The 26,237-nt window shown below is 71.0% G+C and carries 29 protein-coding genes; 15 read left to right on the plus strand and 14 right to left on the minus strand.

Going from position 1 to position 26,237, the window contains the following annotated elements:
* Positions 1-34: 34 nt before the first annotated feature.
* The gene (locus tag OG505_RS08020) at positions 35-658 is read right to left on the minus strand and encodes a TetR/AcrR family transcriptional regulator (protein ID WP_405432157.1); all 624 of its coding nucleotides are present in this window, start codon (positions 656-658) and stop codon (positions 35-37) included.
* A 107-nt stretch (positions 659-765) separates the two neighbouring features.
* Here OG505_RS08020 and OG505_RS08025 point away from each other — a divergent pair, with 107 nt between their 5' ends.
* The 5 genes from OG505_RS08025 to OG505_RS08045 are packed head-to-tail and all read left to right on the plus strand — an operon-like array spanning position 766 to position 3,918.
* Positions 766-1,764: an NADPH:quinone oxidoreductase family protein gene (locus OG505_RS08025; RefSeq protein WP_405432158.1), complete on the plus strand. Its 999-nt coding sequence runs from the start codon at positions 766-768 to the stop codon at positions 1,762-1,764.
* Positions 1,765-1,779: 15 nt separating this feature from the next.
* Positions 1,780-2,607 carry a hypothetical protein gene (locus tag OG505_RS08030; protein ID WP_405432160.1) on the plus strand — a complete coding sequence of 276 codons (828 nt, stop codon included), beginning with the start codon at positions 1,780-1,782 and terminating at the stop codon, positions 2,605-2,607.
* A 60-nt stretch (positions 2,608-2,667) separates the two neighbouring features.
* Entirely contained in the window at positions 2,668-3,054 is a 387-nt protein-coding gene (locus OG505_RS08035) for a hypothetical protein (protein ID WP_405432161.1), read from the plus strand.
* A complete protein-coding gene (locus OG505_RS08040) occupies positions 3,047-3,733 on the plus strand; it encodes a hypothetical protein (protein ID WP_405432163.1) in 687 nt (228 codons plus the stop codon). The genes OG505_RS08035 and OG505_RS08040 overlap by 8 nt, the downstream gene beginning before the upstream one ends.
* Complete coding sequence (locus OG505_RS08045; RefSeq protein WP_405432164.1) at positions 3,730-3,918, plus strand: hypothetical protein; 189 nt, start codon at positions 3,730-3,732, stop codon at positions 3,916-3,918. Before OG505_RS08040 ends, OG505_RS08045 begins: the two co-directional genes overlap by 4 nt.
* Before the next feature lie 373 nt (positions 3,919-4,291).
* Here OG505_RS08045 and OG505_RS08050 read toward each other — a convergent pair whose 3' ends face one another.
* The 3 genes from OG505_RS08050 to OG505_RS08060 form a co-directional block, all read right to left on the minus strand.
* Positions 4,292-4,933 (minus strand): DUF7003 family protein, encoded by a 642-nt coding sequence (locus OG505_RS08050; protein WP_405432165.1) that lies wholly within the window; start codon positions 4,931-4,933, stop codon positions 4,292-4,294.
* A gap of 64 nt (positions 4,934-4,997) precedes the next feature.
* Positions 4,998-5,867 carry a maleylpyruvate isomerase N-terminal domain-containing protein gene (locus tag OG505_RS08055; protein ID WP_405432166.1) on the minus strand — a complete coding sequence of 290 codons (870 nt, stop codon included), beginning with the start codon at positions 5,865-5,867 and terminating at the stop codon, positions 4,998-5,000.
* A gap of 85 nt (positions 5,868-5,952) precedes the next feature.
* Positions 5,953-6,291, minus strand: a complete 339-nt coding sequence (locus OG505_RS08060; protein WP_405432167.1) for a winged helix-turn-helix transcriptional regulator — start codon at positions 6,289-6,291, stop codon at positions 5,953-5,955.
* Positions 6,292-6,362: 71 nt separating this feature from the next.
* Between OG505_RS08060 and OG505_RS08065 the strand changes: the two genes are divergently transcribed.
* Together OG505_RS08065 and OG505_RS08070 are read left to right on the plus strand one after the other, a co-directional pair.
* A complete protein-coding gene (locus OG505_RS08065) occupies positions 6,363-7,139 on the plus strand; it encodes a group II truncated hemoglobin (RefSeq protein ID WP_405432169.1) in 777 nt (258 codons plus the stop codon).
* 54 nt (positions 7,140-7,193) lie between these two features.
* On the plus strand, positions 7,194-7,676 hold the full coding sequence (locus OG505_RS08070) for a hypothetical protein (protein WP_405432171.1): 483 nt from the start codon (positions 7,194-7,196) through the stop codon (positions 7,674-7,676).
* Positions 7,677-7,801: 125 nt separating this feature from the next.
* Here the strand turns inward: OG505_RS08070 and OG505_RS08075 are convergent, their stop codons facing one another.
* From OG505_RS08075 to OG505_RS08090, 4 genes are all read right to left on the minus strand, one after another.
* Positions 7,802-9,037: a cellulose binding domain-containing protein gene (locus tag OG505_RS08075; protein WP_405432173.1), complete on the minus strand. Its 1,236-nt coding sequence runs from the start codon at positions 9,035-9,037 to the stop codon at positions 7,802-7,804.
* A gap of 209 nt (positions 9,038-9,246) precedes the next feature.
* Positions 9,247-10,500, minus strand: coding sequence for an RNA polymerase sigma factor (locus OG505_RS08080; protein WP_405432175.1), 1,254 nt, complete (start codon positions 10,498-10,500; stop codon positions 9,247-9,249).
* Positions 10,500-10,874 (minus strand): YciI family protein, encoded by a 375-nt coding sequence (locus OG505_RS08085; RefSeq protein WP_405432177.1) that lies wholly within the window; start codon positions 10,872-10,874, stop codon positions 10,500-10,502. Before OG505_RS08085 ends, OG505_RS08080 begins: the two co-directional genes overlap by 1 nt.
* 215 nt (positions 10,875-11,089) lie before the next feature.
* Positions 11,090-12,022 (minus strand): LysR family transcriptional regulator, encoded by a 933-nt coding sequence (locus tag OG505_RS08090; protein ID WP_405432179.1) that lies wholly within the window; start codon positions 12,020-12,022, stop codon positions 11,090-11,092.
* A gap of 122 nt (positions 12,023-12,144) precedes the next feature.
* On the opposite strand from OG505_RS08090, the gene OG505_RS08095 reads away from it, so the two are divergent.
* From OG505_RS08095 to OG505_RS08115, 5 genes are all read left to right on the plus strand, one after another.
* Entirely contained in the window at positions 12,145-13,392 is a 1,248-nt protein-coding gene (locus OG505_RS08095; protein ID WP_405432181.1) for an MFS transporter, read from the plus strand.
* Between the two features lie 206 nt (positions 13,393-13,598).
* Positions 13,599-14,579, plus strand: coding sequence for a pectinesterase family protein (locus OG505_RS08100; protein WP_405432182.1), 981 nt, complete (start codon positions 13,599-13,601; stop codon positions 14,577-14,579).
* Positions 14,576-16,054 (plus strand): cellulose binding domain-containing protein, encoded by a 1,479-nt coding sequence (locus OG505_RS08105; RefSeq protein WP_405432183.1) that lies wholly within the window; start codon positions 14,576-14,578, stop codon positions 16,052-16,054. Before OG505_RS08100 ends, OG505_RS08105 begins: the two co-directional genes overlap by 4 nt.
* 35 nt (positions 16,055-16,089) lie before the next feature.
* Complete coding sequence (locus tag OG505_RS08110; protein WP_405432185.1) at positions 16,090-17,313, plus strand: cellulose binding domain-containing protein; 1,224 nt, start codon at positions 16,090-16,092, stop codon at positions 17,311-17,313.
* 298 nt (positions 17,314-17,611) lie between these two features.
* Positions 17,612-18,037, plus strand: coding sequence for a hypothetical protein (locus tag OG505_RS08115; protein ID WP_405432187.1), 426 nt, complete (start codon positions 17,612-17,614; stop codon positions 18,035-18,037).
* A gap of 31 nt (positions 18,038-18,068) precedes the next feature.
* Here the strand turns inward: OG505_RS08115 and OG505_RS08120 are convergent, their stop codons facing one another.
* Positions 18,069-19,628, minus strand: coding sequence for an NAD(P)/FAD-dependent oxidoreductase (locus OG505_RS08120; protein ID WP_405432189.1), 1,560 nt, complete (start codon positions 19,626-19,628; stop codon positions 18,069-18,071).
* Positions 19,629-19,798: 170 nt separating this feature from the next.
* Between OG505_RS08120 and OG505_RS08125 the strand changes: the two genes are divergently transcribed.
* The 3 genes from OG505_RS08125 (at position 19,799) to OG505_RS08135 (ending at position 22,251) form a co-directional block, all read left to right on the plus strand.
* Positions 19,799-21,064: a hypothetical protein gene (locus OG505_RS08125; RefSeq protein WP_405432191.1), complete on the plus strand. Its 1,266-nt coding sequence runs from the start codon at positions 19,799-19,801 to the stop codon at positions 21,062-21,064.
* Positions 21,065-21,222: 158 nt separating this feature from the next.
* Positions 21,223-21,795, plus strand: a complete 573-nt coding sequence (locus OG505_RS08130; RefSeq protein WP_405432193.1) for a GNAT family N-acetyltransferase — start codon at positions 21,223-21,225, stop codon at positions 21,793-21,795.
* Positions 21,796-21,837: 42 nt separating this feature from the next.
* On the plus strand, positions 21,838-22,251 hold the full coding sequence (locus OG505_RS08135) for a type II toxin-antitoxin system Phd/YefM family antitoxin (protein ID WP_405432195.1): 414 nt from the start codon (positions 21,838-21,840) through the stop codon (positions 22,249-22,251).
* A gap of 53 nt (positions 22,252-22,304) precedes the next feature.
* Here the strand turns inward: OG505_RS08135 and OG505_RS08140 are convergent, their stop codons facing one another.
* From OG505_RS08140 to smpB, 5 genes are all read right to left on the minus strand, one after another.
* Entirely contained in the window at positions 22,305-23,399 is a 1,095-nt protein-coding gene (locus tag OG505_RS08140; protein WP_405432197.1) for an ABC transporter ATP-binding protein, read from the minus strand.
* Complete coding sequence (locus tag OG505_RS08145; RefSeq protein ID WP_405432199.1) at positions 23,396-24,232, minus strand: ABC transporter permease; 837 nt, start codon at positions 24,230-24,232, stop codon at positions 23,396-23,398. The genes OG505_RS08140 and OG505_RS08145 overlap by 4 nt, the downstream gene beginning before the upstream one ends.
* Before the next feature lie 43 nt (positions 24,233-24,275).
* Positions 24,276-25,067 carry a molybdate ABC transporter substrate-binding protein gene (gene modA, locus OG505_RS08150; protein WP_405432200.1) on the minus strand — a complete coding sequence of 264 codons (792 nt, stop codon included), beginning with the start codon at positions 25,065-25,067 and terminating at the stop codon, positions 24,276-24,278.
* Entirely contained in the window at positions 25,064-25,489 is a 426-nt protein-coding gene (locus OG505_RS08155) for a molybdopterin-binding protein (RefSeq protein WP_405432202.1), read from the minus strand. Before OG505_RS08155 ends, modA begins: the two co-directional genes overlap by 4 nt.
* A gap of 128 nt (positions 25,490-25,617) precedes the next feature.
* Complete coding sequence (smpB, locus tag OG505_RS08160) at positions 25,618-26,109, minus strand: SsrA-binding protein SmpB (RefSeq protein ID WP_405432203.1); 492 nt, start codon at positions 26,107-26,109, stop codon at positions 25,618-25,620.
* Between the last annotated feature and the right edge of the window lie 128 nt (positions 26,110-26,237).

Genomic DNA, 26,237 nt, shown 5'->3' on the forward strand with positions numbered 1-26,237 from the left:
ATCAGCTCGGAACCTGAATCTCGGTCCTGGATTCCTAGGTGCGAGACGGGCTGGTGGATGTCAATGCGTCCCATGCGGCCATTGCGCAGGTGATGACCCGTTCCAACTCGGCGCGTGTGGCCCCGTCGCGCGCCTGTACGGACAGGCCCTGCACCACCGTGGCGTAGTAGCGGGCGAGGGCGTCGAGCTCGACGGACGACGTGGTGAACTCACCGTCGGCGACACCGCGCGCAAGCCGCTCCTTGATGGCACTGTGCTGGCCGCGCCGTCCGTCGGCAAGGAACTCCCGGACCGCATGGTTCTCCGCCGCTCCGGTGGGCGCAGCCAGGACGAGCATGCAGTAGTGCGGCTTCGCCGAGCGGGTGATCTCATCAGCGGTGGCGCGCAGCATGGCGTGGATCGCGGCCCGGGCGGTCGGCTGCTCCTGCAGCGCGCGTCGGGGCGGCTCGCCTGAGGTCGTGCCGTAGAGCGCCATGACCTTGCGAAACAGATCTTCCTTGCTGCCGAAGCAGGCGTAGATGCTGCCCGAGGCGATTCCCATGGCCTGCGCCAGGTCGCTCAGTGAGGTTCCCTCGTAGCCCCGCTCCCAGAACACCTCCAGCGCCCGGCGCAGCGCCGTGTTCGGGTCGAAGGTGCGCGGCCTGCCGCGTGCTGCCATCAGACGGTTCTCCGAAGTTTTTGGTCGACCGACCAAGATTACCTTGACCGCCACGGCGGTGCCATGCAGGATTTGTTGGTCGATCGACCAATAAGGAGACCGTTGCCATGAGCACTGCCCCGACCATGCGCGCCCTCCAGCAGAGGTCCCTGACTGGCCCTAAAGATTTGCGCCTGATCAGTGACGCGCCCGTACCGAAGCCAGGCCCGGGCGAGGTCTTGCTCCGGGTCGTCGCCGCCGGCGTCAACTTCGTCGACATCTCGCAGGCTCACGGCAGGTTCGCGGGCGGCCCGCAGCCGCCATATCTAGCCGGAATCGAAGGCGCCGGTGAAGTCACCGCCGTCGGCGAAGGAGTGACTGGTCTGGAAATCGGCACTCACGTCGTCGGCGTCTCGATCGGCGGTGGCGCATTTGCCGAGTACATGGTGCTGCCTGCGGCCGCAGCGGTCCCCGTCCCGCCGGGTTGGACCGACGAGCAGGCGCTGGGCCTGCTGGTGAACTGGCCGACCGCACTCGCTGCGCTCAAGCCCCTGGGTGGCCTCGTTGCGGGACAGACCGTGCTGATCCACGCTGCTGCCGGCGGAACCGGTCAAGCTGCGGTGACGATCGCCAAGCACTACGGCGCGGCAGTGATTGCCACTGCCTCACGTGCCAAGCACGAGACGGTACGAGCCCTGGGCGCCGACCACGTCGTCGACTCCCGTAGCACCGACCTGGCCACCGACGTCCTGCGACTGACCGGAGGCGCGGGCGTCGATGTGGTGCTGGAGTCGGTCGGTGGAGCAACCCTTGACGCCAGTTTGGCCGCGGCCAAGCGGGTCACCGGTCGGGTCGTCGTCTATGGCCTGGCTGGCGGAGAGGCCGCGATCACCAACTGGGACCTGGTCTACAGGCACCAGCTCCACGTCATCGGCCTCAATATCGGCATTCTCATTCAGGCCGCACCGCACATCTTCGGTGAGCTCATGGGTGAGCTGTTCGGACTCATCGCCGCCGGGGTGCTCGGGCCCGGGCAGCCCACCACCTACCAGCTCGCCGAAGGGCCGAAGGCACTCGCGGAACTGGAAGCACGGACTACGGTGGGCAAGCTCGCGCTACGACTCTGAGCGAGGAGCCCACGAGTGCACGTCAGCCTGGCCACGAGCGCCGGTAGGGCCGCCCGGCCGAACGAGGACTTCGTCGGTGCTGTCCCGGGAGCCGTCGTGTTGCTGGACGGTGCCGGCATTCCGGGAGCCGACGGGCTCTGCGCGCACGGAGTCGCCTGGTACACCCACCGTCTCGGCAGCACGCTGCTCGGTGGCCTGTCGCGAGACGACGGACGGGACCTCGCGGGCATCCTCGCCGCCGCCATCGGCGAGATCGCCGTCGCGCACAGTGCCAGCTGCGACATCGCGAACCCGTGCAGCCCGCAGGCCACCGTCCTGATGGTCCGCGCCCACCGGGGACGCCTGGAGCATCTCCTGCTCGCGGACTCGTTCCTGGTCCTCGACCAGGTGGGCGGTGGCCCGGAGCTGGTCACCGACGAGCGCGAGGTGATCGCCAGGCGGGAGTGCTCAGCGCCGCTGAGTGGCGTCACACCCGGAACTCCCGCGTACGACCGTGTCCGCGCCTCCTGCGCCGAGGCCCTGCGCGCGCGCCGCAACCGGCCGGGCGGCTACTGGATCGCCAAGGACGACCCGCGCGCGGCACAGGAGGCGGTGACCGGCAGCCACGCCCTTGACGACCTGAACGGAATCGCGTTGCTCAGCAACGGCGCCAGCCGGATCGTCAGCCCGTACGGTCTGACCAACTGGCCCGGCGTACTGGAATTGCTCACCGCCCACGGCCCGTCCGGTGTCATCGACCGCGTCCGGCAGGCCGAAGCCCAGATGGACCCTGGGCCTGACGCTCAGGTCCCGGACGATGCCACAGTGGCCCACTGGACGGACCTGCCACGCCACCGAGGGTGAAAGTGCTCGGACGGCCGACGGGGGCAGCGGACGCCCGCCGGTCGGTGGCGGCATCGGCCGATGCGCGTTCTCTTCGACGGCCCGGCTCCGGTCGACTACGGGCAGATCTACGTGACGAGCCGAGAGCTGCCGAACATGAAGGGGGCGTTCGCCGGGCAGGCGAACGGCCTCTGCGGGGCCGGCGACCCCGGCGCGCTGCTCCTGATGACCGGCACGCACTCTGGGCGGGTCCACTTCCGGATTGAGGTGTACGACGGTGAGCCGTCGGCCGCGACGGAGGAGTGGGAGGAGGTGGTGGAGTTGTCGTTTCGGCCGAGGGACGCGGTGGTCGACCTGGTTCCCTGGGGCGACGAGCCACTCGCCCAGCTGCCGCTGATCCCCGAAGGGCAGGACACCGGCCGGCTGCTGGCCTACCGCGTGCGGTACTGCGCCCGGGGGCATGGATGAGGGGAGCGACCTGTTCGGCGGGCTCGACCCCGACGAGCTGGACGACGGCGACTACACGTACATGGATCGGAGGCCGGACCGCTACCTGCTGTGCTTCTGGCCGGAGGGCTCGACGGGCGACGACCCGAGCGACGCCGTGGCACGCGCCGACGCGATCCTGCGCCAGACCAGCCAAGCCGCTGCCTACTGGCACGGCTGGGCAGCCGGGTTACCGCCCGCGCCGAGCCTGTGGGAGCAGGTCGAAGCCGAACAGCTCAGGCGGTTGGAGCGAGAGCGTCGCGACGAGGAGTACCGCAGGCGCGATGAGCTGCGGCGCTGGGGCGGCCGTCTGCCGAGTGAGCGGCTCCGACAGGTGCGCGGCAATATTCAGGGCCTCGTCCTGCTGGACCGGGACCTGGTCGACGGGGTGGCGGCTGCCGACGCCGCCACGCAGCGGCAGATCGCGATCTGGGCGGCGCGGCGGGCGTTCACCGTCGCCGGGCTCGCGGACCTCGACTGGATGGCACCGGCGTGGGCGGCCCTGGATCGGGCGGGCCGCTGCCCGCCGAGTTCGCCGACCCCACAGCGCTGTGGACGCGGATCCTGGGCGAGCCACCCGTCACGTACGCCGTCGTCTCGTTGCGTCCGGCCGGTCACGGCCCGGCTGATCCGCTCGGCGCGGCTCTCGACGCCCCGGTGAACCCGGTCGCGATGGCGCTGCCGGCACTCGTGGCAGCCGGCGAGTCGGACCCCCTGCAGGCCGCGTTGGAGGCGCTCTGGGCGGCCGTCAGCACCTACGCCGCGCGGCGGAACGAGTTCCTGGCAGACGTGCGCCGTGCCTTTCCCGTCATCGACATCGACCGAGCAGAGGGAAGCCTGGCATGAGCAGCCCACGCGAAACCTTCCTCCGACTGGTGAACGGCGTCTGCGACGGTCCGTACGAGGACCTGGCCGATCTGTACGCCGAGCAAACCCATGTCACGCATCCGTTCCACCCGCTCAACCCGCCGCCGCTGCGTAGCCGCAGCGAACTGCACGCGCACTTCACCGCGTCGCCTCCGGTCGACCGGACGCTGAACCGTAAGCCGGTCGACGTGACGAGCAGGAGAGCACCACCATTGCAGACGCGTCCCGACCCTGATTCGCGCCCGGCGCCCGGCGCACCCACACGCCGACGACAGTGGGCCAGGTCAGTCGCCCCAGTCGAGTTGGTGTGGGGGCACGCCGGCACGCCTTCCGTACGGCACGGCCCCGAGGGCTACAGGTTCCCGGACTCCGGCCAGTTCGACCAGTGCGTGTTGGGTGGCAGGGCTGGTGCGTACCGTCGCACATCTCCCGTCGCCAGCACGTCGGCGAGCTGGCGGAAGGTCACTGATCGACTGGGCAGGGCGTCCTGGGCGGGGTCCGGGTGGTGCCACTGATCCAACCGCAGGATCTCCGGGAGGTCGGCCGGAATCCGCCGCCGCAGCTCGACCTCGTCGGCCAGGAGCAACTCCCGGTGCTCCGGTACGAGCCGGCGAAGCACGTCGACCAGTTCCTCGCCCGGCTCGGCTGCCACCGGCATTCGCCGGCCGTGTACGACAATCGGGTTTCCGCAGTAGATCTCGGGCTCGTCAATGTCCTCGATCTCGTCGGGGTTGTCGACCCGATCGAGGAAGTCCACGTTGCCGTGGCCCGGCTGCCCCTCAGTGAGACAGTTGCCGAAGACATACAGGACGTCGACGAGGTTGCCGGCCCTGGGCGAGTAACCAACCGCCTCGACGATGAGCGCCCACCGCTGCGCGTCGCGGAAAGCGTGCAGCCGTGCATCCACCGCGTAGTAGTAGCCGTGGCCCAGGTCCGGGAACCTGAAGTCTCCGGCCGCGGCGTCGAGCTGGTCGAGAATCTCGCCGGAGCGCACGGTCGCGCAGTCTAGCCGCGGATTCTCCAGCACGATCAGGCGCGCGGTCTGACGCGACGCAAGATCATGGCCTCGGCGCGAGCCGACCGTTGGGCATGTGCACGACCCGGAGGAAGGCGGGCAGCCTCCACGGCCTCGGCCCGCCGATGACGACGTCGCGCCGCAGCACCGCCTGAGCGATGCTGATCCGGCCGAACATCATCAGGTTGAACCGGGCGGGCCGAAACCGCACGCGCACGTCGAACGGGCCGTCGGGAGGCGCGATCCACACCCTGCGGTCGCCAAGCGTCAGCGTCGTCGTCGACGTGAACCGCGATCGGAACTGCACCGACACGGGGTGGCGAGGCATCGGCAGCGCGGTGTTGAGCAGCACCCCGTACGAGTCACGCAGCATGTCGAACATGAACAGGTCCCAGTAGAGCGCGGCGTGTGCGTCCGGCATCGGCCACGGTCGGCGCAGCGCCCGCGCGATGTCCCAGCCGTGTACGAGTAGTTCGTTTGTCAGATGGGCGAACAGGCCGCCGACCGTCACCCGCGCGTTGCCCAGCCAGCTCACCGTCGACCGCGGATCCGTGGTCGTGGCCAGGAGGCGGGCGACAGCGGTGTTGAGCTGCGACAGCAGGACTTCCGGATCGCGCTCGGTGAAGTGGGCGAGCACGTGGCGGTTGACGACGGCGACCGTGTCGACGTTCGTGACGGCGAGCATGTCCTCCAGGCCCGGCATCCGGATGGCAACACCGGTGCCCTCCAGTGTGGACACGTACAGCACCGCGATCGACACCACGTGCGCGACGGTGTCGGCCAGGGTCCAGTCGGCGGTGACCCTGACCGTGGGGGAGGACGCGGTGGCCACCAGGTCGGTGAACCGGTCGGCAGCCGCCCGCAGCGCCGCGTTGGCCAGACTCCAGCGGGCCGGGCCTGCGGTCTCACTCACGTCGAGCAGTATCGAGCATTCGCTCCGCCGGGGACTTCTTCCAACGTGCGCTCATCCGCCACGGCACCAGAGCCGGTGGAACCGCTCAGGCGGTCTCCTCGATGGTGGTGCCGGTACGTGCCGCCCGCGCGGCGCCCCAGTCGTAGAGGGCCTGCAACACCGGGGCCAGGCTGAGGCCCTCCTCGGTCAGTCGGTACTCCACGTGCGGTGGCGTCGTCCCGTGGTCGTGTCGCAGGATCAGCCCGTCGGCCTCCAGCTCGCGCAGCCGCTGGGTCAGCATCTTCTCGCTGACGTCGGGCATCCGGCGGCGCAGCTCGCCATAGCGGTGCACGCCCTCCTTGAGGTGGGCCAGGATCACCGGTCGCCACTTGCCGCCGATGACGTCGACGGCGTACTCCACGGGGCAGTGGTAACGCTTGGCCATCGTGGTCTCCTTCGGTACGCACCAGATGGTGCGTACTTGATCATCGTCGTCGCGGGTGTTGGGCTGTGCCCATGGTCATCGAGTACATCAGGTACCGCGTGCCGCCGGAGCGGCTGGAGGGCTTCGAGGCGGCGTACGAGCGGGCCGCTGCCGCGCTGCGGGCGGCGCCGGAATGCGTGGACTACGAGTTGAGCCACTCCCTGGACGACACCGCCTGCTACGTGCTGCGCATCACCTGGACATCGGTCGACCGGCACCTGAACGGATTCCGGGGCGGCCCGGTGTTCGGGCAGTTCATCGCCGCGATCAGGCCGTACGTCGAGGACATCGAGGAGATGCGGCACTACGCCCGAACCTCGGTCGCCGGCTCCGGTGGCGCCACTCCGCCGAGCCTGTACGAGTGGGCCGGTGGCGCCGACGCGTTCACGAAGCTGTGCGACGCCTTCTACCGCCTGGTCCGTTCCGACGACCTCCTCGCGCCGATGTTCGCCCGCATGGATCCGGACCACGCCCGGTACGTGGCAATCTGGCTCGCCGAGGTCTTCGGTGGGCCGGCTGCCTACACCACCGAGCGCGGTGGCTACCGCCACATGGTCGGCAAGCATCTGGGCAGGGCGATCAGCGAAGCGCAGCGTCGACGGTGGGTCAACCTGATGATGGACGCCGCCGACGAGGCCGACCTGCCCGACGATCCCGAGTTCCGGGCCGCCTTCACGAGCTACCTGGAGTGGGGCACGCGGCTGGCCGTACACAATTCGCAGCCGGACGCGGACCCGGTGCGGCAGGCGCCCGTACCACTGTGGGGTTGGGGTGTGGCCCCGCCCTACCTCAGCCCGCAGCCCTCCTGAGAGCGTGCCCGCGTCGGCGGGCGGGTGTCCGCCCCGCTGGCTATCGTTCGGGGCATGCCGCGCCCCGCATCCCTCGCCGTTGGTACCGCCTTCCTCGCGGACGGGCCGGCCGATGGCGTCGACCTCAGCCTGTTCGGGCAGTTCACGGGCTCCTGGGCGCTGGATTGCACCGAGTACGACCCCGACGGTTCCTCGACCGTCCGCCGGGGCGAGTGGCACTTCGGGTACGCGTTGGCCGGTCGGGCAACCACTGATGTCTGGATCCTGCCCGGAGTCGAACATGGCGTGAGCGTGCGGTTCCCCGACCCCACGGCCGGTCCGGGGATCTGGCGCTCGACCTGGGTGGGGCCGGGCCGGCATCGGACGCACACCTTTCGGGCGGCCCGCGTCGGCGAGCAGATCGTGCTCGACGGCGGCGATCTGCGGTGGACCTTCTCCGACATCGGCGCTGACGAGTTCCGCTGGCGCAACGAGGCACGGCAACCCGACGGCACGTGGCGAGTGCAGCAGACGTTCCAGGTGTGGCGCCAGAACTGACCTGTCCCGCCGCGTGATCCACTCGGCTTCCGTGAAACCGGTCATCCCCGGTCAGCGGACACCCCGACTTCCTGGAAGCCGAGTGGATCTCGGCGGCCGGCGCCCCCGCGCCGAGCCAACAAGCGTCAGCTGCCGGTGCAGGTCGCGGTGGCACCGCTGCCGTTGCCGGTGCCCTGGAACCCGAAACTCGTGGCCTGACCCGCCGCCAGTCGTCCGTTGTAGCTCTGGTTGGCGACGGTGATGGTGCCGCTGCTACCGCTGGCCACGCCGTTCCACAGCGAGCTGACCGAAGCTCCGCTCGGCAGGGTGAGGGTGACCCGCCAGCCGGTGAGCGCGGACGTCCCCGCGGTGACTGTCACGGTGGCGACGAATCCGCCGTTCCACTGGTCCTGGACGGCGTAGACCGCGGTGCAGGCCGGGGTGCCGGTGGGCGGCGGCGTGGTCGGCGGGGGCGTGGTGGGTGGCGGCGTGGTGGGCGGAGGTGTCGTGGGTGGCGGCGTGGTGGGCGGCGTGCCGCCGTCGAGCGTCAGGTTCTTCTGCTGCACGGTCCACTGGCTGCGGCACAGGCCGCAGTCGGGGCCGACGAAGTTGGCGCCGGCGGTGGTGTCACCCTTCAGGCGCCACTTGAGGTAGAGCACCGCGACGCGGCCGAACTCGCCGCCGTTGGCCTGGTCGTAGGTGCCGCCATGACCGACGTTCAGATTGCCCATGAAGGCGGGCAGCCCGGCTGGCAGCTTGCCCCAGTCGTCCATGGCGTTGGGATAGGCGATGTCGCTGGGCCCCCCGATGAAGTAGGCGATTGGCTTGGTCAGCCGCCTGAGCTGGTAGTCGTCGGCGTCGTTCAGCAAGCCGCTGCTGAAGATCCCGGTCGTGGTGACGCGCGGGTCGGCCGAGACGGCGTACGCCTCGAGCCCTCCGCAGGAGAAGCCCGCGACGGCGACCTTGGTGGTGTCGAGCTTGTTGAAGTACTTGCTGCCCTGCCGGGAGTTCTCCGCGACGGCCCAGTCGATGGACTGGGTGAGCATCTGGGAGGTGGTGGAGCCGGATCCGTTCGGGGCGCCGTTGGCGATGGCCAGGAAGCCGTGCGAGGCGATCTCGCGCAGGAAATTACCCTGGGACAGACCGTTGGCTGAGCACCCGCCGTTACCCCAGACGACGATGGGCAGGCGTTCGGACGGGAGCGTCTGCGGCCGGAAGATCGTGTGGTTGGCCAGGCTGGCCGAGGTCTCGTAGTCGGCCGGATAGGGTCCGGAACCACCGACGGCGGCATCGGCCGGCGTCGCGCCGAGCGCCATGATCACCGAGGCGACCGGGACGACGACTGTCACCAGCCCCGCGTAGATCTTCGATCTCCTTCTCATGCACCCCTCCAACGGATGTCGCGGTGGGCTCCCCGCGGCGGCGGCGGCGGTGGTGGCTGCTCGTTCACGCTGCGACCGCAAGGGTCAGCGCAGGCCACGGGCCAGGTCGAGGCGAACGCGTCGACCACCCGGCGGGGTCCCCACAGGCGATCCGATGGGAGCGGTACGCAGTTACTATCACTGCCGTAACGAAAAGTGTCAATATAACGTCAACCCAGCGTGGCCGCCTTGCGCAGCAGCACCGAGCGTTCGCGCTGGTTGGCGCACAGGCGGACGGCCAGCTCCAGCTCGGCGCGCGCCTCCGGTCGCCGTCCGAGCCGGGCCAGCAGCTCGCCGCGTACGGTCGGGACCAGGTGGGATCCGGGGAGCCGGTTCGCGGCGATCAGCTCGTCCACGATGGCCAGAGCCGGCGCCGGGCCCGAGGCCATGGCCACGGCGACGGCCCGGTTGAGGTCGACCACCGGTGAGGGCGCGACTCGGCCGAGAGCCTCGTAGAGCACGACGATCCGGTCCCAGTCGGTCGCCTCGATCGACGGCGCCGACGTGTGGGTGGCGGCGATCGCGGCCTGCAGACCGTAGGGGCCGAGCCCACGCGTCGACGCCGCCCTGCCCAGCGCGGCCAGCCCGCGACGGATCGCGGAGACGTCCCACCGCCGTCGGTCCTGGTCCTCCAGCAGGACCGGCGAGCCGTCCGGGCCGGTCCGGGCCGGGAAGCGCGCGGCCGTCAGCTCGCACAACGCGAGCAGACCGTGCGCCTCCGGCTCGTCCGGCGCGAGCGCGGCCAGCGTACGGGCCAGCCGGATCGCCTCGTACGCGACGTCGGGGCGCAGCAACCGGTCGCCCGACGTGGCCGTCGACCCTTCGGTGAAGATCACGTACAGGACGCTGAGCACGCCTCCGAGCCGTTCCCGACGCTCGGCGGCCGGCGGCAGCTCGAACGGCACCCGGGCCGCCGCGATGGTCTTCTTGGCGCGGGTGATGCGGGCCTGCACGGTCGGCACGGGCACGAGGAACGCGCGGGCGATCTCCTCGCTGGACAGGCCGGCGACCACGCGCAGGGTCAGCGCCACCCGGGCCTCGGGGGAGAGCACCGGGTGGCAGCTCACGAACATCAGCGCCAACACGTCGTCGTCGATCCGGTCGGGGTCGATGTCCTCGTCGAGCCCCGAGCCCGCCGCCCAGCCGACTGCCGAGTCGACCGCCGCGTCGACCGCCAGCAGGGCGTACCGCTCCCGGAGCGCGCTTCGGCGGCGGATCGCGTCGATGGCCCGCCGGCGGGCCGTGGCCATCAGCCAACCGGCCGGATTGGCCGGCAAGGCGCGCCGCCACGACACCAGCGCCTCGGCCACCGCCTCCTGGGCGGCGTCCTCGGCCAGCCCGAAGTCGCCTGTGAGCCGGGTCAGCGCGGCGACGATCCGCGCCGACTCGATCCGCCAGACGGCCTCGACGTCGGCCGTGCCCATCAGGGCTGACCGTCGCCCGGGACCTCGTCGGCCCCGGCCACCCGACGGACCTCGATCTTGGATCCGCGGACCGCCGGGAACCTCCGGGCCCATTCCACCGCCTCCTCCTTCGAGGCGACATCGAGCAGGAAGTAGCCGCCGAACAGTTCCTTGGTCTCGCCGTACGGCCCGTCCGTGACCACCGGGGCCTCGCCGCCGAAGTCGACCACGACACCCCGGGCCGGATCGTCCAGCCCCTCGGCCGCGAGGAGGACGCCGGCGGTGACCATCTCCTCGATGAACGTGCGGGTCGTGGCCATCGCCTCGTCGATCGAGGCCATCATGGCAGCGTTCGACTCGTCGGTGCCTCGCATGATCAGCATGTACGTCGACATCGCGTTCTCCTCCTCCGGCAGGGCCGCCTCTCGACCTGCGCATTCACCTGTCGAACGGGCGGCCGGCGTATCGACACGGCCCCGGAAGATCTTTTGTCGCGCCGCCGCGACGAGCCCCGCTGCGGTGGCCGCCGAACGCGCATTGTCGCAGCTCGGCAGCGGGCGGAGTCCACGCTGACCGGCACCGGATCTGCCGGTGCGACATATCGCCGGTGTCACCGCGTCGGCGCCCAGGACGGCCGCCAGGTCGTGGCGGGCAGCGGCGCCAGGCTCGCGCAGTGGTCGATGACCGCCCGCAACCCAGGGTGCGGGTTCGCACGCGGCAGGATGAGCGAGAGCGGGTACGCGAGCGTGGGCTTCCCGATCGGGATGCGGCGCAGGTCGTGGTTCGTCGGCCAGACGTACCTGTCGCGCGTGCCGACGAAGGTCGCCACGTCAGCGGAGTCCGCGAGGATGTCGAGCAGCACCTCGTTGCCGAAGTTCGGGCCGGCGGCGTCGATGCGCAGGTCGAACTCGGTGGCGAGCTGGTCGTAGAAGTCCGACCACTCGCTTCCCGGCGCGATGCCGGGGACCCAGATCCGGTGCCCGCGCAGCTGGGCCGGTGTCAGAGTGCGCGCGGAGGCGAGAGGGTGTCGCGGGCCGACGAGCAACTCCAGGGGTGAGTCGAACGCGTGGATCATCCGCACGTCGCGCGGCAGCGTGGTCGGGTCGGTGACCGAGCGGAACGAGGCGTCGATGTCACCCGCCTGGACGGCGGCGACCGCCGCGCGCGGGTCGTTGACCCGCAGGGTCACCACGTCGAGCTTGGTTTCCGGATGTGACCGCCAGTAGTCGTGCAGGACGACGGCCTGCGCGGACCGCAGGCCGAGAACGTCGATCCGCAGGGCCCGCGAGCCCGGTCTGATCGCGGCGAGGGCGCGGTCCATCCCGGCCACGATGCCCCGGGCGTGCGGGAGGAATGCCTGGCCGTCGAGCGTCAGCTCGACCCCGCGGGGAGTACGGGTGAACAACCGGACGTCGAGGGCGCGTTCAAGCGCCGCGATCCGCTTCGACACGGCCTGCTGGGTCACGCCCAGCTCCTCGGCCGCGTGCTGCAACTGCCCGAACTCGGCCGCCCGGACGAACGATCGCACCGCCTCGGTATCCACCGGGCCATCATCCACCTGCACAACAGATGGTTGTGACACGCCCAGACGTCGGTTGTTTGCGCCGACGTCGGCGGCGCTGGTCTGCTGCCCGGACCCGAACGTCGGTTGTCACGAGGGGGCAGATGCGCGCGCGGTTGGGGTCCGGTTTCGGTTGGCTGTGGTCGGCCTACGCCGTCAGCACGTACGGCACGTGGATAGCCTTCGGCGCGTTCCCGTTGATCGCGGTTCGCGTCCTGCACTCGCCCGCGTTCGCCGTGTCGATCCTGGCGGCGGCCGGACCGGCCGTCGCGGCGGTCGTGGCGTTCTCGCTCGGTCCGTGGGTCGAGCGCCGGGCGAAGCGACCGGTGCTGGTCGCCATGGACCTGCTCCGGTTCGTGGCCATGGCGAGCGTCCCGCTCGCGTACGCCTTCGGTCTGCTGTCGTACGGCCAGTTGCTGGTCGTCTCGGTCCTCTCCGGGACGGCGAGCATCGCCTTCGCCGCCGCGTCCGGCGCGTACCTCAAGTATCTCGTCCAGAGCGATCACCTGGTGGTGGCGAACGGGCGGTTCGAGGCCACGAACTGGGCGGCGATCGCGGTGGGCCCGCCCCTCGGTGGCGCGCTCGTCGGGCTGCTCGGCCCGGTCGTCACCGTCGCGGCCGACGCCCTGAGCTATGTGCTGTCGGCGCTCGCTGTCCTGCGCATCCGTGGCGGCGACGTCGCGTTGCCCCAGGACCGTGCCGGCCGGCTGCGCGGCGCCGATCTTCTCATCGGCTGGCGGTTCATCCTGCACGACCGTGCCCTGCGAGGGCTGTTCCTCAACTCCATCCTGGTCGGCGGCCTCATCATGGCTACCGCCCCGCTCCTGGCTGTCCTCCTGCTGGGCCAGTACCACCTCCCGGCCTGGCAGTACGGCCTCGCCTTCGGCGTCCCGGCGCTCGGCGGGCTGGTGGGCGCCCGCCTGTCCGCCCGCCTCGTGGCTCGCCACGGCCGGCACCGCGTCATGATCGTCTCCGGGTGGTTGCGCTCGGTCTTCCCCCTCGGCCTCGCGTTCGTCCAGCCGGGCATCCCCGGACTTCTCACCGTGATCGTCGTCGAGGGCCTGCTGATCACCTGCATGGGCGTCTTCAACCCGATCTACGCGACCGAACGACTGCACCGCACCCCGCTCGGCCACACCGTCCGAGTCCTCACGACGTGGAGTGCCGTCAGCAGACTCGTCCAGGCGGCCCTGGTGGTGATCTGGGGCGTCCTCGCGACCCGCACCAGCCCTCTCGCGGCGATCACCATTTCCGGCGTTCTCCTGCTCGCCACCCCGCTCCTGCTGCCCAGGAGGACACCGTCGGTCGCCACCGAACCCGCCGCGTCCGCCAGAGACGTTCAGGTCGGGTGAACGGGTGGCTCACCCTCCGCGCCCGCCAGCTTCATATTTCCAGTCATCGATGTTAACGTTAACTTAACTCCGTCGTTCGCCGGTCGGCATGATCTTCGGCGGAGGCCCGGTGAGATCGGAGAACGCTCATGACCACATCCGGCAGGGTTCTTCGCGTGCGCTCGGTGGCGGTGGTGACGGTGTGCGCTCTCGCCACCGCAGTCTCGATGGCTTCTGCCGCGTCCGCGTCCGCCACCATCACCGTCGCCGCCGACGGCAGCGGCAACTACACGACCGTGCAGGCGGCGATCGACAGTGTCGCGGCGAACAACGGCGTTCCGGTCACCATCACCATCAAACCCGGCACCTACCGGGGCGTGGTCACCATTCCCGCCAACAAGCCCCACCTCACGTTGGCCGGCGCCGGCAGCTCCGCCGCCCAGGTGGTGATCGTCGAAGGGCACGCGGCCGGCCAAACCAAGCCCGGGGGCGGTACGTACGGCACGTCCGGCAGTGCCTCGGTCTTCGTCAACGCCAACGACACCATGATCAGCAATCTGACCATGTCGAACGACTTCAACGAGGCCGCCAACACCCTCGACGCCGAGCAGGCCGTCGCCGTCAACACCTCCGGCGACCGGGTGCAGTTCGACAACGTCCGCATCCTCGGCAACCAGGACACCCTGCTGGTCAACGCACCAAGTGTCAGCTCGGTCCGGCGTCTCTACGTCCGTAACTCCTACGTGGAGGGCGACGTCGACTTCATCTTCGGGCGGGGCACGATGGTCTTCCAGAACGGCACCGTGCACTCGCTCACCCGGGGCTCGTCGTCGAACAACGGCTACCTCACCGCCGCGGCCACCGACATCAACAACAAGTTCGGCTTCCTCTTCTGGGGAACCACACTGACCAGCAACGCGCCCGCCAGGACCGTCTATCTCGGCCGGCCCTGGCATCCCAGCGGCGACGTCAACGCCCGCGGTCAGGTCCTCTACCGGGGCGTCGCGATGGGCGCACACATCCGCAACGATCCCTGGACCGACATGTCCGGCTTCTCGTGGAGGACCGCCCGGTTCGCCGAGTACAGCAGCACCGGGGCTGGCGCCGTCATCAACGCCGACCGCCCCCAGATGAGCGCCTCCACCGCCACCCAGTACACACCCACCGCCTACCTGGCGGGTAACGACGGCTGGAACCCCATCCGATGACGAAGATTCGTTCCCTGCGTACCGCGGCCCTCATCGCAGTCGCCGCGGGGGTGCTCGCCGCAGGTCTGCCGGCCCTCAACGCCCAGGCCGCGGTCGGTGACGGCACGCCGACCGACTCGAACATCAGCTTCGTCGGCCGGTGGAACAAGACGAACGCCTCGGCCTACGTGCCCTACTGGGCCGGCGCGTACCTGCGGGTCGGGTTCACCGGCAAGACGGTGAAGCTCCGGCAGCGCAACACCATCCAGCTGTGGGCCAGCATCGACGGTAGGGCGTTCACGTCCTTCACCGGCTCCGGCACGATCAACCTGACGCCGACCGCGCTGGCGGCCGGCAACCACACGTTGATCGTCAGTTACCGGCAGGTGGCCGGCTCGTACACCGGTGACGCGGTCTTCCAGGGGTTGATCCTGGAGTCGGGCGCGGGCACATTCGCGCCACCGGCCCGCCCCAAGCTGGTCGAGTTCGTCGGTGACTCGATCACCGCGGGCGCCACGAGCAGTCAGCTCGCCGTGACCGACTACGGCTTCAAGGTCGGTGAGAGGCTCGGCTACGACCACACCCAGATCGCGATCGGTGGCATGTGTCTGGCCGAGACGACCGATGGATGCTGGGCGCAGGAGACACGCTACTGGATGTCGTCAGGTGGCCAGGCCGGCACCGACCCGTGGGACTTCTCCCGCTACACGGCCGACGGCGTGGTGATCAACCTGGGGACCAACGACAAGAGCCATGGCGTGAGCGCCGCGGCCTTCCAGGCGACGTACACCACCTTCCTCACCAGGATCCGGGCCAGGTTTCCGAACGCCAAGCTCTTCGCCATGCGGACGTTCATCGGTCGCTATGCCACGGAGACGGAGGCGGCGGTGCGGGCACGCAACGCCGCGGGTGACGCCAACGTGTTCTACGTGGACACCACCGGCTGGCTGCCGTCCGGCGGCCTGAGCGACTCGGTGCACCCGAACGACGCGGGCCACCAGGCCATCACCGACCGGCTGGCCCCGGTCCTGGGCGCACGACTGACCACGACCCCGACCCCCACGACCCCGGCCCCCACGACTGCGCCGACCACTCCTGCGCCGACCACTCCTGCGCCGACCACTCCTGCGCCGACCACTCCTGCGCCGACCACTCCTGCGCCGACCACTCCTGCGGGCGGGGCCTGCGCGGTCACCTACCGCAAGACCGGTGACTGGGGTACGGGTGCCCAGTTCGACGTGACGCTCAGCAACACCTCCACCGTCCCGGTCGACGGTTGGACACTGACCTGGTCCCTGCCAGGCAGTCAGCGGATCACGCAGTCCTGGAATTCCACCGTCACCCAGTCCGGCAATGCGGCCACGGCGGTGAACGCCTCCTGGAACGCGGTGATCCCGGCCGCCGGTTCGACCAGCTTCGGATTTGTCACCGACAGCCCGCTCGGCGGAGCGACCGGTTTCGCCCTCAACGGCTCCCCGTGCGCCGCCACCACCTGACGGCGAGCGTCTCCGATCAAGGCAGGAGTAACCCGATGAAGGTTGGCCGATCGCGTCTCGTGGTCCTGGCGGCAACGGTCCTGACCGTCGTGGCCGGCGGGCTCGGCATCGCCACCGCCCAGGCCGCCACCCCGGCGTGCGGTGTCGTCTATCGGGTGACCAGCGAGTGGACCGGCGGATTCGGAGCCGATGTCGTCGTCACCAACCTCGGTGACGCGGTGACCAGCTGGGCCCTGGGTTGGAGTCTCGCCCCCGGGCAGGGCGTGACGCAGGCGTGGAACGCCACCGTCACGGTCACCGGCACGGCGGTGACCGCCACCAACGTGAGCTACAACGGTGCCGTCGGCTCCGGCGCATCGGTCACCTTCGGCTTCGCCGGCTCGTGGCGCGGCAGCAACCCGGTGCCGTCGTCGTTCTCGTTCAACGGCATCACCTGTGCCGGCCCACCGGCAGCGACCCCCACCGCACAGACACCGACGCCGGGGCCAACGCCCTGCCCCGAGCCGAGCACACCGCAGGCGACCCCTTCCACGTCATCGGCACCCGCGCCGATCAAGGTGTGGATGGCCGGCGATTCCACGATGATGAATGCCAGTTCCTGTCCGATCGGCTGGGGCAGCCAGTTCGCGTCCTACTTCACCTCGAACGTCACCGTGCAGAACAGTGCCGTCGGCGGTCGCAGCATCCAGACGTGGCTGTACGAGGGCAATGTGACCTCCACCAAGAACTCGGCCGGCGAGTGCACGCTCAGCTCGACTGCCTACAGCGCGCGGTGGTCGGCGATGCTGGACACCGGCAGCGGCTTCAAGCCCGGTGACTATCTGATCATCCAGTTCGGCATCAACGACGGTGACTCGGCCTGCCCGCGACACGTAGGCGCCAATCGCTTCAAGGAACTGCTCGGCGTCATGGCGACGGCTGCCAAAGCCAGAGGGGTGAAGCCGATCTTCGTCACCCCGGTGGCGGCGATCACGTGCAGCGGCGGCACCGCCGTCGGCAATCGCGGTTTCGTCACCGAGACGACGGCTGCGGCCGCCGCCAACGGCGTACCGGTCATCGACCTGCACGCCAAGAGCGTGGCGCTCTACAACACGCTCAGGCTCTGCCCGAACAACGGTGACTACTCGACGGGCGCGGTCGGCGCGTTCTTCTGCAACGACCACACCCACTTCGAGGCCGCCGGCGCCAGACAGATCGCCGGCCTGATCGCCACCGCCCTCAGGGCGCAGAACATCCCGCTCGCCGCCCACCTGAAGTGACAGCCACCCCTGTGGCGGCGTGACCGGGCCGCGCTCGCAGACGACAGGAGCAGCACCTCGATCGAGGGCAGTGGCGGCGATGTCGTACCCGGTCACCCGGTGAACCTACGGCCAGACAACGCGGCCACCGTCGGCCTCGGATCCTCTGCGCCTGTCGTCGGGACGAACTGCTACGCCGGAGCCCGGTCGGTGCACGCCCACGGTGAGCCACCGTCCACATCGGCTTCGCTCGCCAGTAGCCCGGCTGCTACGGTGCACCGGAAAGACGATCATGGCGAATGCTGGGGAGTTGACGTAAATGCGCAAGAAGCCGAATATGCGGCGGGCCGGTGCTCTGATCATGGTGCCGGCGACCGTGGCCCTCGTTCTGGTCGGAACCGCCTCGGCGGCGTCGGCGGCCACGGGCAAGCCGAGCGGTGCGCCGCCGGCGGCCAATGGTGTCGACGTGTGGTGCGTGTCGACGACCGGTGCCAAGGCGTGCTTCGCCGCGTACGGGGACCGGGTCTGGGTGAAGGACACCAAGGCGAACGGCGCGTCCGCCGCCGGCACGATCCAGGGACCGAGCTGGAGTCGGCAGTGCTTCAACAGCAGCGGAGCCGACGCCGGCTGGGTCATGTGCGACTTCGACGTGCCGGAGTACGAAAAGGGTCTGCTGTGGGCCGTCAACAAGCCGTTCATCGGCAACGAGAGCAGCACGGTGATCTACACCAGCGGCCCGATCTGACGCCAGCGTTCGTGTAACGAGCTCCGGTCCGTCAGACCAGCGGCGCCTGCGCGGATCGGTCGCCGTCTCCGGCCGCGCGGGCGCCCTCGGGAGCGGCGATCGGGGCGGTGACGATCCGGCTGGGCAGCACCGGCGCGTCGCGGCCCGTGCCCCGCCGACCGCCGCTCCCGGCCGACTGCTCGTGGTAGTCCTGCTCCACGTTGACCGACCAGACGTCGTGCGTGGCGCCGGTGGCGATGTTCTCGACGGTCAGCATCGCGGTGAGCATCGAATGGTCCTGGTTGTTGTAGCGGTGCATGCCGTTGCGCCCCACCGGGTGCACGTTCGGCACGGCCTCGGCCAGCCAGGCCCGGATCACGTCCACGTTGTGCTGGTAGCGCTCGTCGTACACCGGGTAGGCCTTGGGCATCCGCACCACGTGCCCGGCCTCCACGACACCGGGGCGGACCAAACCCAACCGCTCCAGCTCCGCGGTGGCCAGGGCCACGAGGTCGGCATCCGGGGTACGCCACATCTCGTCGTCCTCGAAGACGAAGTACTCCAGGCCCAGGCAGGTGCGCCCGTCCTTGACGAGGTAGGGCGACCACGATCCGAAGTTCTGGATCCGGCCCACCCGCACCGCCGGGTCGTGCACGTAGATCCAGTTGTCCGGGAACGAGAACTCGGCCGGCACCACCAGGGCCACCGTCAGGAAGTCGCGGTAGCGCAGGTCGGCGGCGCAGGCCAGCACCTCCGGGGGCGCCGGCGGACGCAGCGCGGCGACCAGTTCCGAGATCGGCATCGACGAGATCACGTCGTCGGCCGGCTCGGTGCGCTGCCCGCCCGCTCCGTTGAGCGTCACACTGATCGCCCGTCGTCGTTTCGGGTCGCGGTGCACGGCGGTCACCCAGGTGCCGGTCGACACCTCCGCGCCGCGCCGACGCACCTCCTCGGCGCAGCGCTCCCACATCATCCCCGGCCCGTACTTCGGGTACTGGAACTCCTCGATCAGGCTGGTCACGTCGGTGCTACGGCGGCGGGGCAGCACCGCGTTGCGGATCGCCGTGGCCAGCGACAGGTTCTTGATCCGCTGCGCGGCCCAGTCGGCCTGCAACCGGTCCGCCGGCATGCCCCAGACCTTCTCGGTGTACGTCTTGAAGAAGATCGAGTACAGCCGCCAGCCGAACCGGGCCGACACCCAGCCCTCGAAGTGCGACTGGTCCTTCGGCGGGCGCAGGCGGGCCCGGGCGTACGAGCCCAGGCAGCGCACCGCCTCCGGCAGCCCCAGGTTGCGCAGCGCGTTCGTCGCGCTCAGCGGGTAGTTGAACAGGGCGCCCCGGTAGAAGATCCGGCTCATCCGGGGGCGGGTCAGGAAGTCCTCGTCGGGCAGGATCTCGTGCCAGAACGCCTCCACCCGGGGCACCTTCGTGAAGAACCGGTGCCCGCCGATGTCGAAGCGCCACCCGTCGCGCTCCACGGTCCGGCTGATCCCGCCGACCACCTCGTCGGCCTCGAAGACCCGGACGGGCCGCCCGTGCCGGAGCAACTCGTACGCCGCGGTGAGCCCCGCGGGCCCCGCGCCGATGACCACCGTTCCGTGCTGTTCGCTCATGCCGCCTGTACTCCCTGCCGATGGTTGAGGCGCGGCGCGTACCCGTTATGCCCGGGATGTCACCTGCTGGTCGTGGTCGTTTCGCCCCGGCGGGGCGCACCGGGGCGTACAACGAAAGGGGCGGCACCCTCACGCGGCGGGTGGGTCGGCGGACCGGGGGAGCGGGGCGGATGCACCGGTGGCGAAGCGGCCGGCGGCACGCAGCGATGCTGGCTGCCCGGCCCGCCGGGGTGGCGGGGGCGGCCCGGCTGGCCGGCGCGGCCGGAGCGGGCGCGCGGCTGGCCCGCCGCGTTCCGGCGCCCTGGCCGTACCTCATCGGGCTCTTTCTCGGCGCGAAGCTGCTGCTGACCCTGCTCGGCCTGCTGGTCCTGCATGCCTGGGACGGCATCGGGGGTGCGCCGCCGCCGGACGAGGCGATGATGTGGGCGCAGCAGCGGGAGGTCTCCGGCCATCGGTGGATCTCCTTCTGGTTCGCCTGGGACGCGCTGCTCTACCTGCGGCTGAGCGAGCTGCCGCTGGCCGGCCGGCCATGGGGCGACTTCGGTTTCCCGCTGCTCTACCCCTTCCTCGCCCGGCCGGTCGGCGCGCTGCTCGGCGGCGACAACGCGCTGGCCCTGCTGGTGATCAGCAACGTCGCGTTCCTGGGCGCCCTGGTGTACGGCTACCGGCTGGCCGAGCTGCTGCTCGGCGACCCGGACGCGGCCCGTCGGTTCACCCGCTACCTGGTGCTGCTGCCGACGGCCTTCCTCTTCCAGGCCGCGCTGACCGAGTCGCTGTTCGTCTGCCTCGCGCTGGCCGTGTTCTACTACGCCGAGCGACGGCGGTGGCTGCTGGTCGGCGTGCTCGGCTACTTCCTGGCGACGAGCCGGTCTCTCGGGCTGCTCGTCGCGTTGCCGCTGGCGCTGGTGCTGCTGCGTCAGCACGACTGGCGGCTGGGCCCACGCGCCCTGCTCGGATACCTGCGGATCGGCTGGCCCTTGCTGCTGCTGCCCGCCGGATGGTTCACCTTCATGGCGTTCTGTCGGTGGCGCGGCGGGGACTGGTTCGCCTACCAGCACGCCCAACAGGTCGGCTGGGGGGTCGAGGCGCAGAACCCGGTGCCGGTGGTGGTGGACGCTCTGGCCGGAGAGCCGCGCGACGCCGGACGGGTCCTCTTCGCCCTGGTCGTGCTGGCCGTGCTGGTCGCCGGGTTCCGTCGCCGGGAGCTGCCGTATCTGGTCTACGGCGTGCTCATGGTGCTGGTGCCGCTGTCGATGGGCCCGGCGGTCTACAAGAGCCTGCTGCGCTACCTGCTGGCGGCGTTCCCGGTGGCGCTGGTGCTGACCCGCTGGGCCCGTCGCGCCGGTGTCGACGTGTGGCTGACGGCGGCCCTCGCCGTGGTGCAGGGTGCGCTGTTCGTGCTCTGGCTCACCTACTGGACCCATATGATCATCTGATTGGGTGGCCGCCGGTCGGCGCAGGATGAGGCGATGACCGAGGCACGGGTGCGCCTCGACGATCTCGGCGCCTGGCTGATCAAGACCCGGCCTGTGCGAGCCGGCGGACCTGTGCGAGCCTGCTACCCGTCGTGCAATCAACGTTCGGGGGAGGCCTGGTGTTCGCCCTGCCGCTGACCGAGGACGTCGAGCTGCGCCCGCTGGAGCCGTGGCGGGCCGAGGAGTTCCTCGCCCACCTGGACCGGGCCCGCGATCACATCCGCCCCTGGGTGTCGCCGTCCTTCGTCGCCACCGACCTGCCGTCGGCCCGCGCGGTGTTGCAGCGCTACGCCGACCGCTGGGCCACCGACGCCGGCGGCATCTGGGGCCTGTGGTGGCGCGGCAGCCTGGCCGGCGGGGTCATGTTCGTGTCGTTCGACGTCACGCTGGGCGTCTGCGAGGTCGGCTGCTGGCTGGAACCGGACGCGCAGGGGCGAGGAATGATGGCCCCCGCGATTCGCCGGATCGTCGACTGGGCGGTCCGCGAGCGCGGCATCCAGCGGGTCGAGTGGCGTACCAACGCGGCCAACACCCGCAGCATCGCCCTGGCCCGGCGGCTCGGCCTGCGCCACGACGGCACCCTGCGCCAGGTCTACCCGAGCCCACGCGGGCGCATCGACCTGGAGGTCTGGTCGGTGCTGGCCGACGAGTGGCTGGCCCAGCCCACACCGCAACCGCCCGCCGTCCAGTGACGACGGCGGATTTCTGTCGTACCCGGGCGGCACCATGCATTCATGGCCGTCCCCGCGCTCACCCCTGGATCCGACCCGCCGCGTTCCGTGCCGCTGCGTGAGGCGCGCACCCGGTTCAGCCAGCTCGTCGCGCTGGCCGAGCTGACCGACGCCGTCACCGTCGTCACCCGCGACGGCGATCCCCGTCCGGTCGCCGCGATCGTTCCCGCCGCCGCCGCCCGCAGCGGCGCGCAGGCCCGCGCCGACGCCGACCGGCTTGCCGCGGTCACCGCCGGTTGGGCCCGCCGCCTCGACGAGCAGCACCGTCGCAGCAGCCAGCGGCACGCCGCCGAGCTGGGGGCGGTCCGCGCGGCGCTGGCCGAGGTGTGGGCCGAGCTGGACCGCCGCGTCGTCCCGGGCAGCGACCCGGCGCTGTCCCGGCTGCGTGCTGCGCACGCCGACCTGCTCACCGACTGACCGCCGCTCGTCGAGGGCCGTCGCCGGCCCCGGCACATCGCGCAGCGCGGGTGTCAGGTCGTGGCCGGGTAGGCGTGGGTCTCGGTCGCCTTGACCGCGACCCAGACCGGCTGGCCGGGGATCAGCCGCAGGTACGCCGCGGCGGCCGGCGTGACGTCGGCGGCCACGCCGATCGGCCCGTCCACCTGCACGCGTACGTTGTCGCCGTGGCGCTGCACGCCGGTGACGGTGCCCGCCCAGGTGTTGCGGGGGCTGCCGTCGGGCCGGGCCGGGTGCAGGGCCACCGCCGCCGGGCGGAACGCGACGAACGCGTCCCCGTCGAGCCGGTCGGCCACGCTGAGGGTCAGCTTCGGCGCGACACGTACCGTGTGGCCCTGCGCCCGACCCCGATAGAGGTTCAACCCGACCAGCCGGGCCACGTAGTCGGTGCGCGGGCGGGCGGTGACGCTCGGGCCGTCCCCCTCCTGCACCACGCGCCCACCCTCGACGATGACCAGGCGGTCGGCCAGCGCCAACGCGTCCAGCGGATCGTGGGTGACCAGCACCGTGGCGCCCGGGTGCGCGGCCAGGTGGCGGTGCAGCTCCGCGCGGGTGTCCAGGCGGGTGCGGGCGTCCAGGGCGGCGAGCGGCTCGTCGAGCAGCAGCAGCGACGGCCCGACGGCCAGCGCGCGGGCCAGCGCCACCCGCTGCGCCTGCCCGCCGGAGAGCTGCCGGGGCCGGCGGTGCGCGTGGCCGGCCAGACCCACCCGGTCGAGCCAGCCCCGGGCCGTGGCCCGCGCCGCCCGTCGGTCGACGCCGTGCCGGCGCGGCCCGAAGGCCACGTTGTCCAGCGCGTTGAGGTGCGGAAAGAGCAGGTAGTCCTGGAAGACCACGCCGATCGGGCGGCGTTCGGTGGGCACCCAGCCCCGGCTCGCCGGCCGATCCAGGTCGACACCGTCGAGGGTGACGTGCCCGGCCGTGAGCGGGTGCAGCCCGGCCAGCGCGCGCAACGCGGTGGTCTTGCCGGCGCCGTTCGGCCCGAGCAGCGCGACGACCTCGCCCGACGCGACCCGCAGCGGCACATCCAACCGGAAGGCGCCCCGGTCGACGACGAGCCGGGCGTCGAGCAGCGGCGCGTTGCTGGTCTCGTCGTCCAGCGGCGCGGTCACGGGCTGGCCAGCCAGCGGTCCCGCAGCGCGGCCAGGATACTCACCGAGACGATCAGCAGCACCAGACTGAGCACGATCGCGGACTCCAGGTCGGTCTCCAACGCCAGGTAGACGGCCAGCGGCATCGTCTGCGTACGCCCGGGATAGTTGCCGGCGAAGGTGATGGTGGCGCCGAACTCGCCGAGCGCCCGCGCCCAGCACAGCACCGCGCCGGCGGCCAGACCCGGTGCCACCAGGGGCAGCGTGACGTGGGTGAAGGTGGTCCACCGCCCGGCGCCGAGGGTCGCGGCGGCCTCCTCGTAGCGGTGGTCAGCGGCGCGCAGCGCACCCTCGACGGCGATGACGAGGAACGGCATGGCGACGAACGCCTCGGCCAGCACCACGCCCGCGGTCGTGAACGGCAGGGTGACGCCGAACGTGGCGTCGAGCCAGCCGCCGAGCAGCCCGCGGCGGCCGAAGACCAGCAGCAGCGCCACGCCGCCGACGACCGGTGGCAGCACCAGCGGCACGGTGACCAGGGCGCGGACCAGCCGGCGGCCGGGAAACTCGACCCGGGCCAGCAGCCAGGCCAGCGGCACCCCGAGCAGCAGGCAGAACAGGGTGGCCAGGGTCGCGGTCTGCACCGACAGTCGCAGCGCCGTCAGCGCCCCCGGCGCGGTGAGCCGTTGCGGCAGCGTCGTCCACGGCGCCCGGACCACCAGCCCGGCCAGCGGCAGGACGAGGAAGAGCAGGCCCAGCCCCGCCGGGATCAGCAGCGCCGCCGGCACCCGCCCCCGTCGGCGCGGCGCGACGTCGGGAAGCCGCCGCGCGCTGTCGGGAAGGGTCTGTCGCACGGCGCTGGGAAGGGTTCGCCTCACGGTGCCGGGAAGGCCCGTCTCATGGCGCCTGGAAGCCGGCTGCGGCGAGGACCGTCTGTGCCGGCGTCGAGCGGACGTACGCGACGAAGGCCCGCGCGCCGGCCGGATTCGGCGCGTCCTTCAGCGCGACGATCGGATAGTCGTTGATCGCCCGCGCCGACTCGGGAAACTCGACACCTGTCACGTCGCTGCTCGCGGCGCGGGCGTCCGTGCGATAGACGAGGGCCGCGTCGACCTCGCCGAGCTTGACCTTCGCCAGCGCTCCCTTGACGTCCTGTTCCAGGGTGACGGGGGTCAGCCCGACACCTGCCGCCGTCAGGGCGGTCCGCGCCGCCGCGCCGCAGGGCACCTGGTCGGCGCAGAGCGCCACCTTCACTCCCGGGCGGGCCAGGTCGGCGAGACCGGTCACGCCCTTGGGGTTGCCGCTGGGCACCGCGATCACCAGTTGGTTGCGGGCGAAGACGAACGGCGTGCCGTCGGCGTCGCCGGCCTCGGTCACGGTCGCCATGTTCTTCGGCGCGGCCGACGCGAAGACGTCCGCCGGAGCGCCCTGGGCGATCTGGTTGGCCAGGGCGGAGCTGCCGGCCAGGTTGAGGGTGACGGTGACGCCCGGGTTGGCGGCCTCGAAGTCGCTGGCGATCCGGGTGAACGACTCGGTCAGCGAGGCGGCGGCGAACACGGTCACCGTGCCCGCTGCCCGACCGTCCCGGGTGTCGCCCCCGGATGCCGGGTCGCCGGTGCGGTCGCAGCCGGCCGTCGCCAGCACGGTCACCGCCAGCGCCACCGCGACGAATCTGGTCCGACGACTCATCCGACCCCCCTTGCTCCGGCCGGAGTGGTGGGCGCGGCGCGCTCCACCACCACGGTGGTCGACTTGATGACGGCGACGGCGACCGAACCGACCCTCAGGTCGAGGTCGTCGACGGCCTCCCGGCTCATCAGCGACACGACCCGGAAGGGGCCGGCCTGGATGTCGACCTGGGCCATCACCGTGTCCTTGCGGACGTCGACGACGATGCCGCGCAACCGGTTGCGGGCCGAGGAGAATTCGGCGCCCGCGTCCGGGTCGGCGGCCTGCGTGCGGGCGAACGCCGCGAGGTCGACGCCGTCAATGATCCGGTGGTCGTGCTCGTCCCGCCCGGCGGGCAGCCGCCCGGCGTCCACCCAGCGGCGGATGGTGTCGGCGCTGACGCCGAGCAGTTCGGCCGCCGCGCCGATCCGGAACGTCGTCACCGCCTCACCCTAGCGGCCCGCATCCGCGAGGGTATAGGCCCCACGCCACCCGCATTCGCGTGGCTTTGCCGCTCGATATGCCAGCATCTGCTATCCGTCAGGTGGCGTGCCGCGCGGAGAAATGCCGGTCAGTGGCGGCGGGGGTGGCCCTTGAGGTGTCGGCCCAACTCCCGGGCGATCTCGCGGTTGGCGTCACGTTCGGCGAGGGTCTGCCGCTTGTCGTACGCGCGCTTGCCCTTGGCCAGGGCCAGCTCGACCTTGGCCCAGCCGTTGTCGAAGTACATCGACAACGGCACCAGCGTCACCCCGCCCTCGCGGACCTTCTCCAGGATCCGGCTGATCTCGGAGCGGTGCAGCAGCAGCTTGCGGTTGCGGCGCGGCGCGTGGTTGGTCCAGGTGCCGTAGCTGTACTCGGCGATGTGCAGCCCGTACAGCACGATCTCGCCGTCGCGTTCGTGCGCGAACGCGTCCACCAGCGACGCCCGTCCCTCGCGCAGCGACTTCACCTCGGTGCCGACCAGCACGATGCCGGCCTCGTACGTGCGCAGCACGGTGTACTCGTGCCGGGCCTTCTTGTTCGAGGCGATCAGTCGACGCTCGGGCTGCTTGGACGGGCTCACCCGGCGACGATATCCGGCACGGGTCTGGGGCTGGGTGCTGCTGCCGATCGCCGAGGACGTCGCGCCGACTTTGTGAAACACCCGTACGACGCGCCGACTACCTAAAGACATCGAACGGTCGCTGGCAG

Source organism: Micromonospora sp. NBC_00617 (assembly GCF_045161355.1).
Taxonomy (GTDB): Bacteria; Actinomycetota; Actinomycetes; order Mycobacteriales; family Micromonosporaceae; genus Micromonospora.

Bases quoted from the DNA above. Each gene is read 5' to 3' on its own strand.
- OG505_RS08115 (WP_405432187.1), top strand. From the start codon at position 17,612: ATGCGCAAGAAGCCGAATATGCGGCGGGCCGGTGCTCTGATCATGGTG.
- OG505_RS08095 (WP_405432181.1), top strand. From the start codon at position 12,145: ATGCGCGCGCGGTTGGGGTCCGGTTTCGGTTGGCTGTGGTCGGCCTAC.
- OG505_RS08125 (WP_405432191.1), top strand. From the start codon at position 19,799: ATGCACCGGTGGCGAAGCGGCCGGCGGCACGCAGCGATGCTGGCTGCC.
- modA (WP_405432200.1), bottom strand. From the start codon at position 25,067: ATGAGTCGTCGGACCAGATTCGTCGCGGTGGCGCTGGCGGTGACCGTG.
- OG505_RS08025 (WP_405432158.1), top strand. From the start codon at position 766: ATGAGCACTGCCCCGACCATGCGCGCCCTCCAGCAGAGGTCCCTGACT.
- OG505_RS08135 (WP_405432195.1), top strand. From the start codon at position 21,838: ATGGCCGTCCCCGCGCTCACCCCTGGATCCGACCCGCCGCGTTCCGTG.
- OG505_RS08040 (WP_405432163.1), top strand. From the start codon at position 3,047: ATGGATGAGGGGAGCGACCTGTTCGGCGGGCTCGACCCCGACGAGCTG.
- OG505_RS08110 (WP_405432185.1), top strand. From the start codon at position 16,090: ATGAAGGTTGGCCGATCGCGTCTCGTGGTCCTGGCGGCAACGGTCCTG.
- OG505_RS08070 (WP_405432171.1), top strand. From the start codon at position 7,194: ATGCCGCGCCCCGCATCCCTCGCCGTTGGTACCGCCTTCCTCGCGGAC.
- OG505_RS08035 (WP_405432161.1), top strand. From the start codon at position 2,668: ATGCGCGTTCTCTTCGACGGCCCGGCTCCGGTCGACTACGGGCAGATC.
- OG505_RS08075 (WP_405432173.1), bottom strand. From the start codon at position 9,037: ATGAGAAGGAGATCGAAGATCTACGCGGGGCTGGTGACAGTCGTCGTC.
- OG505_RS08020 (WP_405432157.1), bottom strand. From the start codon at position 658: ATGGCAGCACGCGGCAGGCCGCGCACCTTCGACCCGAACACGGCGCTG.
- OG505_RS08060 (WP_405432167.1), bottom strand. From the start codon at position 6,291: ATGGCCAAGCGTTACCACTGCCCCGTGGAGTACGCCGTCGACGTCATC.
- OG505_RS08080 (WP_405432175.1), bottom strand. From the start codon at position 10,500: ATGGGCACGGCCGACGTCGAGGCCGTCTGGCGGATCGAGTCGGCGCGG.
- OG505_RS08105 (WP_405432183.1), top strand. From the start codon at position 14,576: ATGACGAAGATTCGTTCCCTGCGTACCGCGGCCCTCATCGCAGTCGCC.
- OG505_RS08100 (WP_405432182.1), top strand. From the start codon at position 13,599: ATGGCTTCTGCCGCGTCCGCGTCCGCCACCATCACCGTCGCCGCCGAC.
- OG505_RS08120 (WP_405432189.1), bottom strand. From the start codon at position 19,628: ATGAGCGAACAGCACGGAACGGTGGTCATCGGCGCGGGGCCCGCGGGG.
- OG505_RS08085 (WP_405432177.1), bottom strand. From the start codon at position 10,874: ATGTCGACGTACATGCTGATCATGCGAGGCACCGACGAGTCGAACGCT.
- OG505_RS08065 (WP_405432169.1), top strand. From the start codon at position 6,363: ATGGTCATCGAGTACATCAGGTACCGCGTGCCGCCGGAGCGGCTGGAG.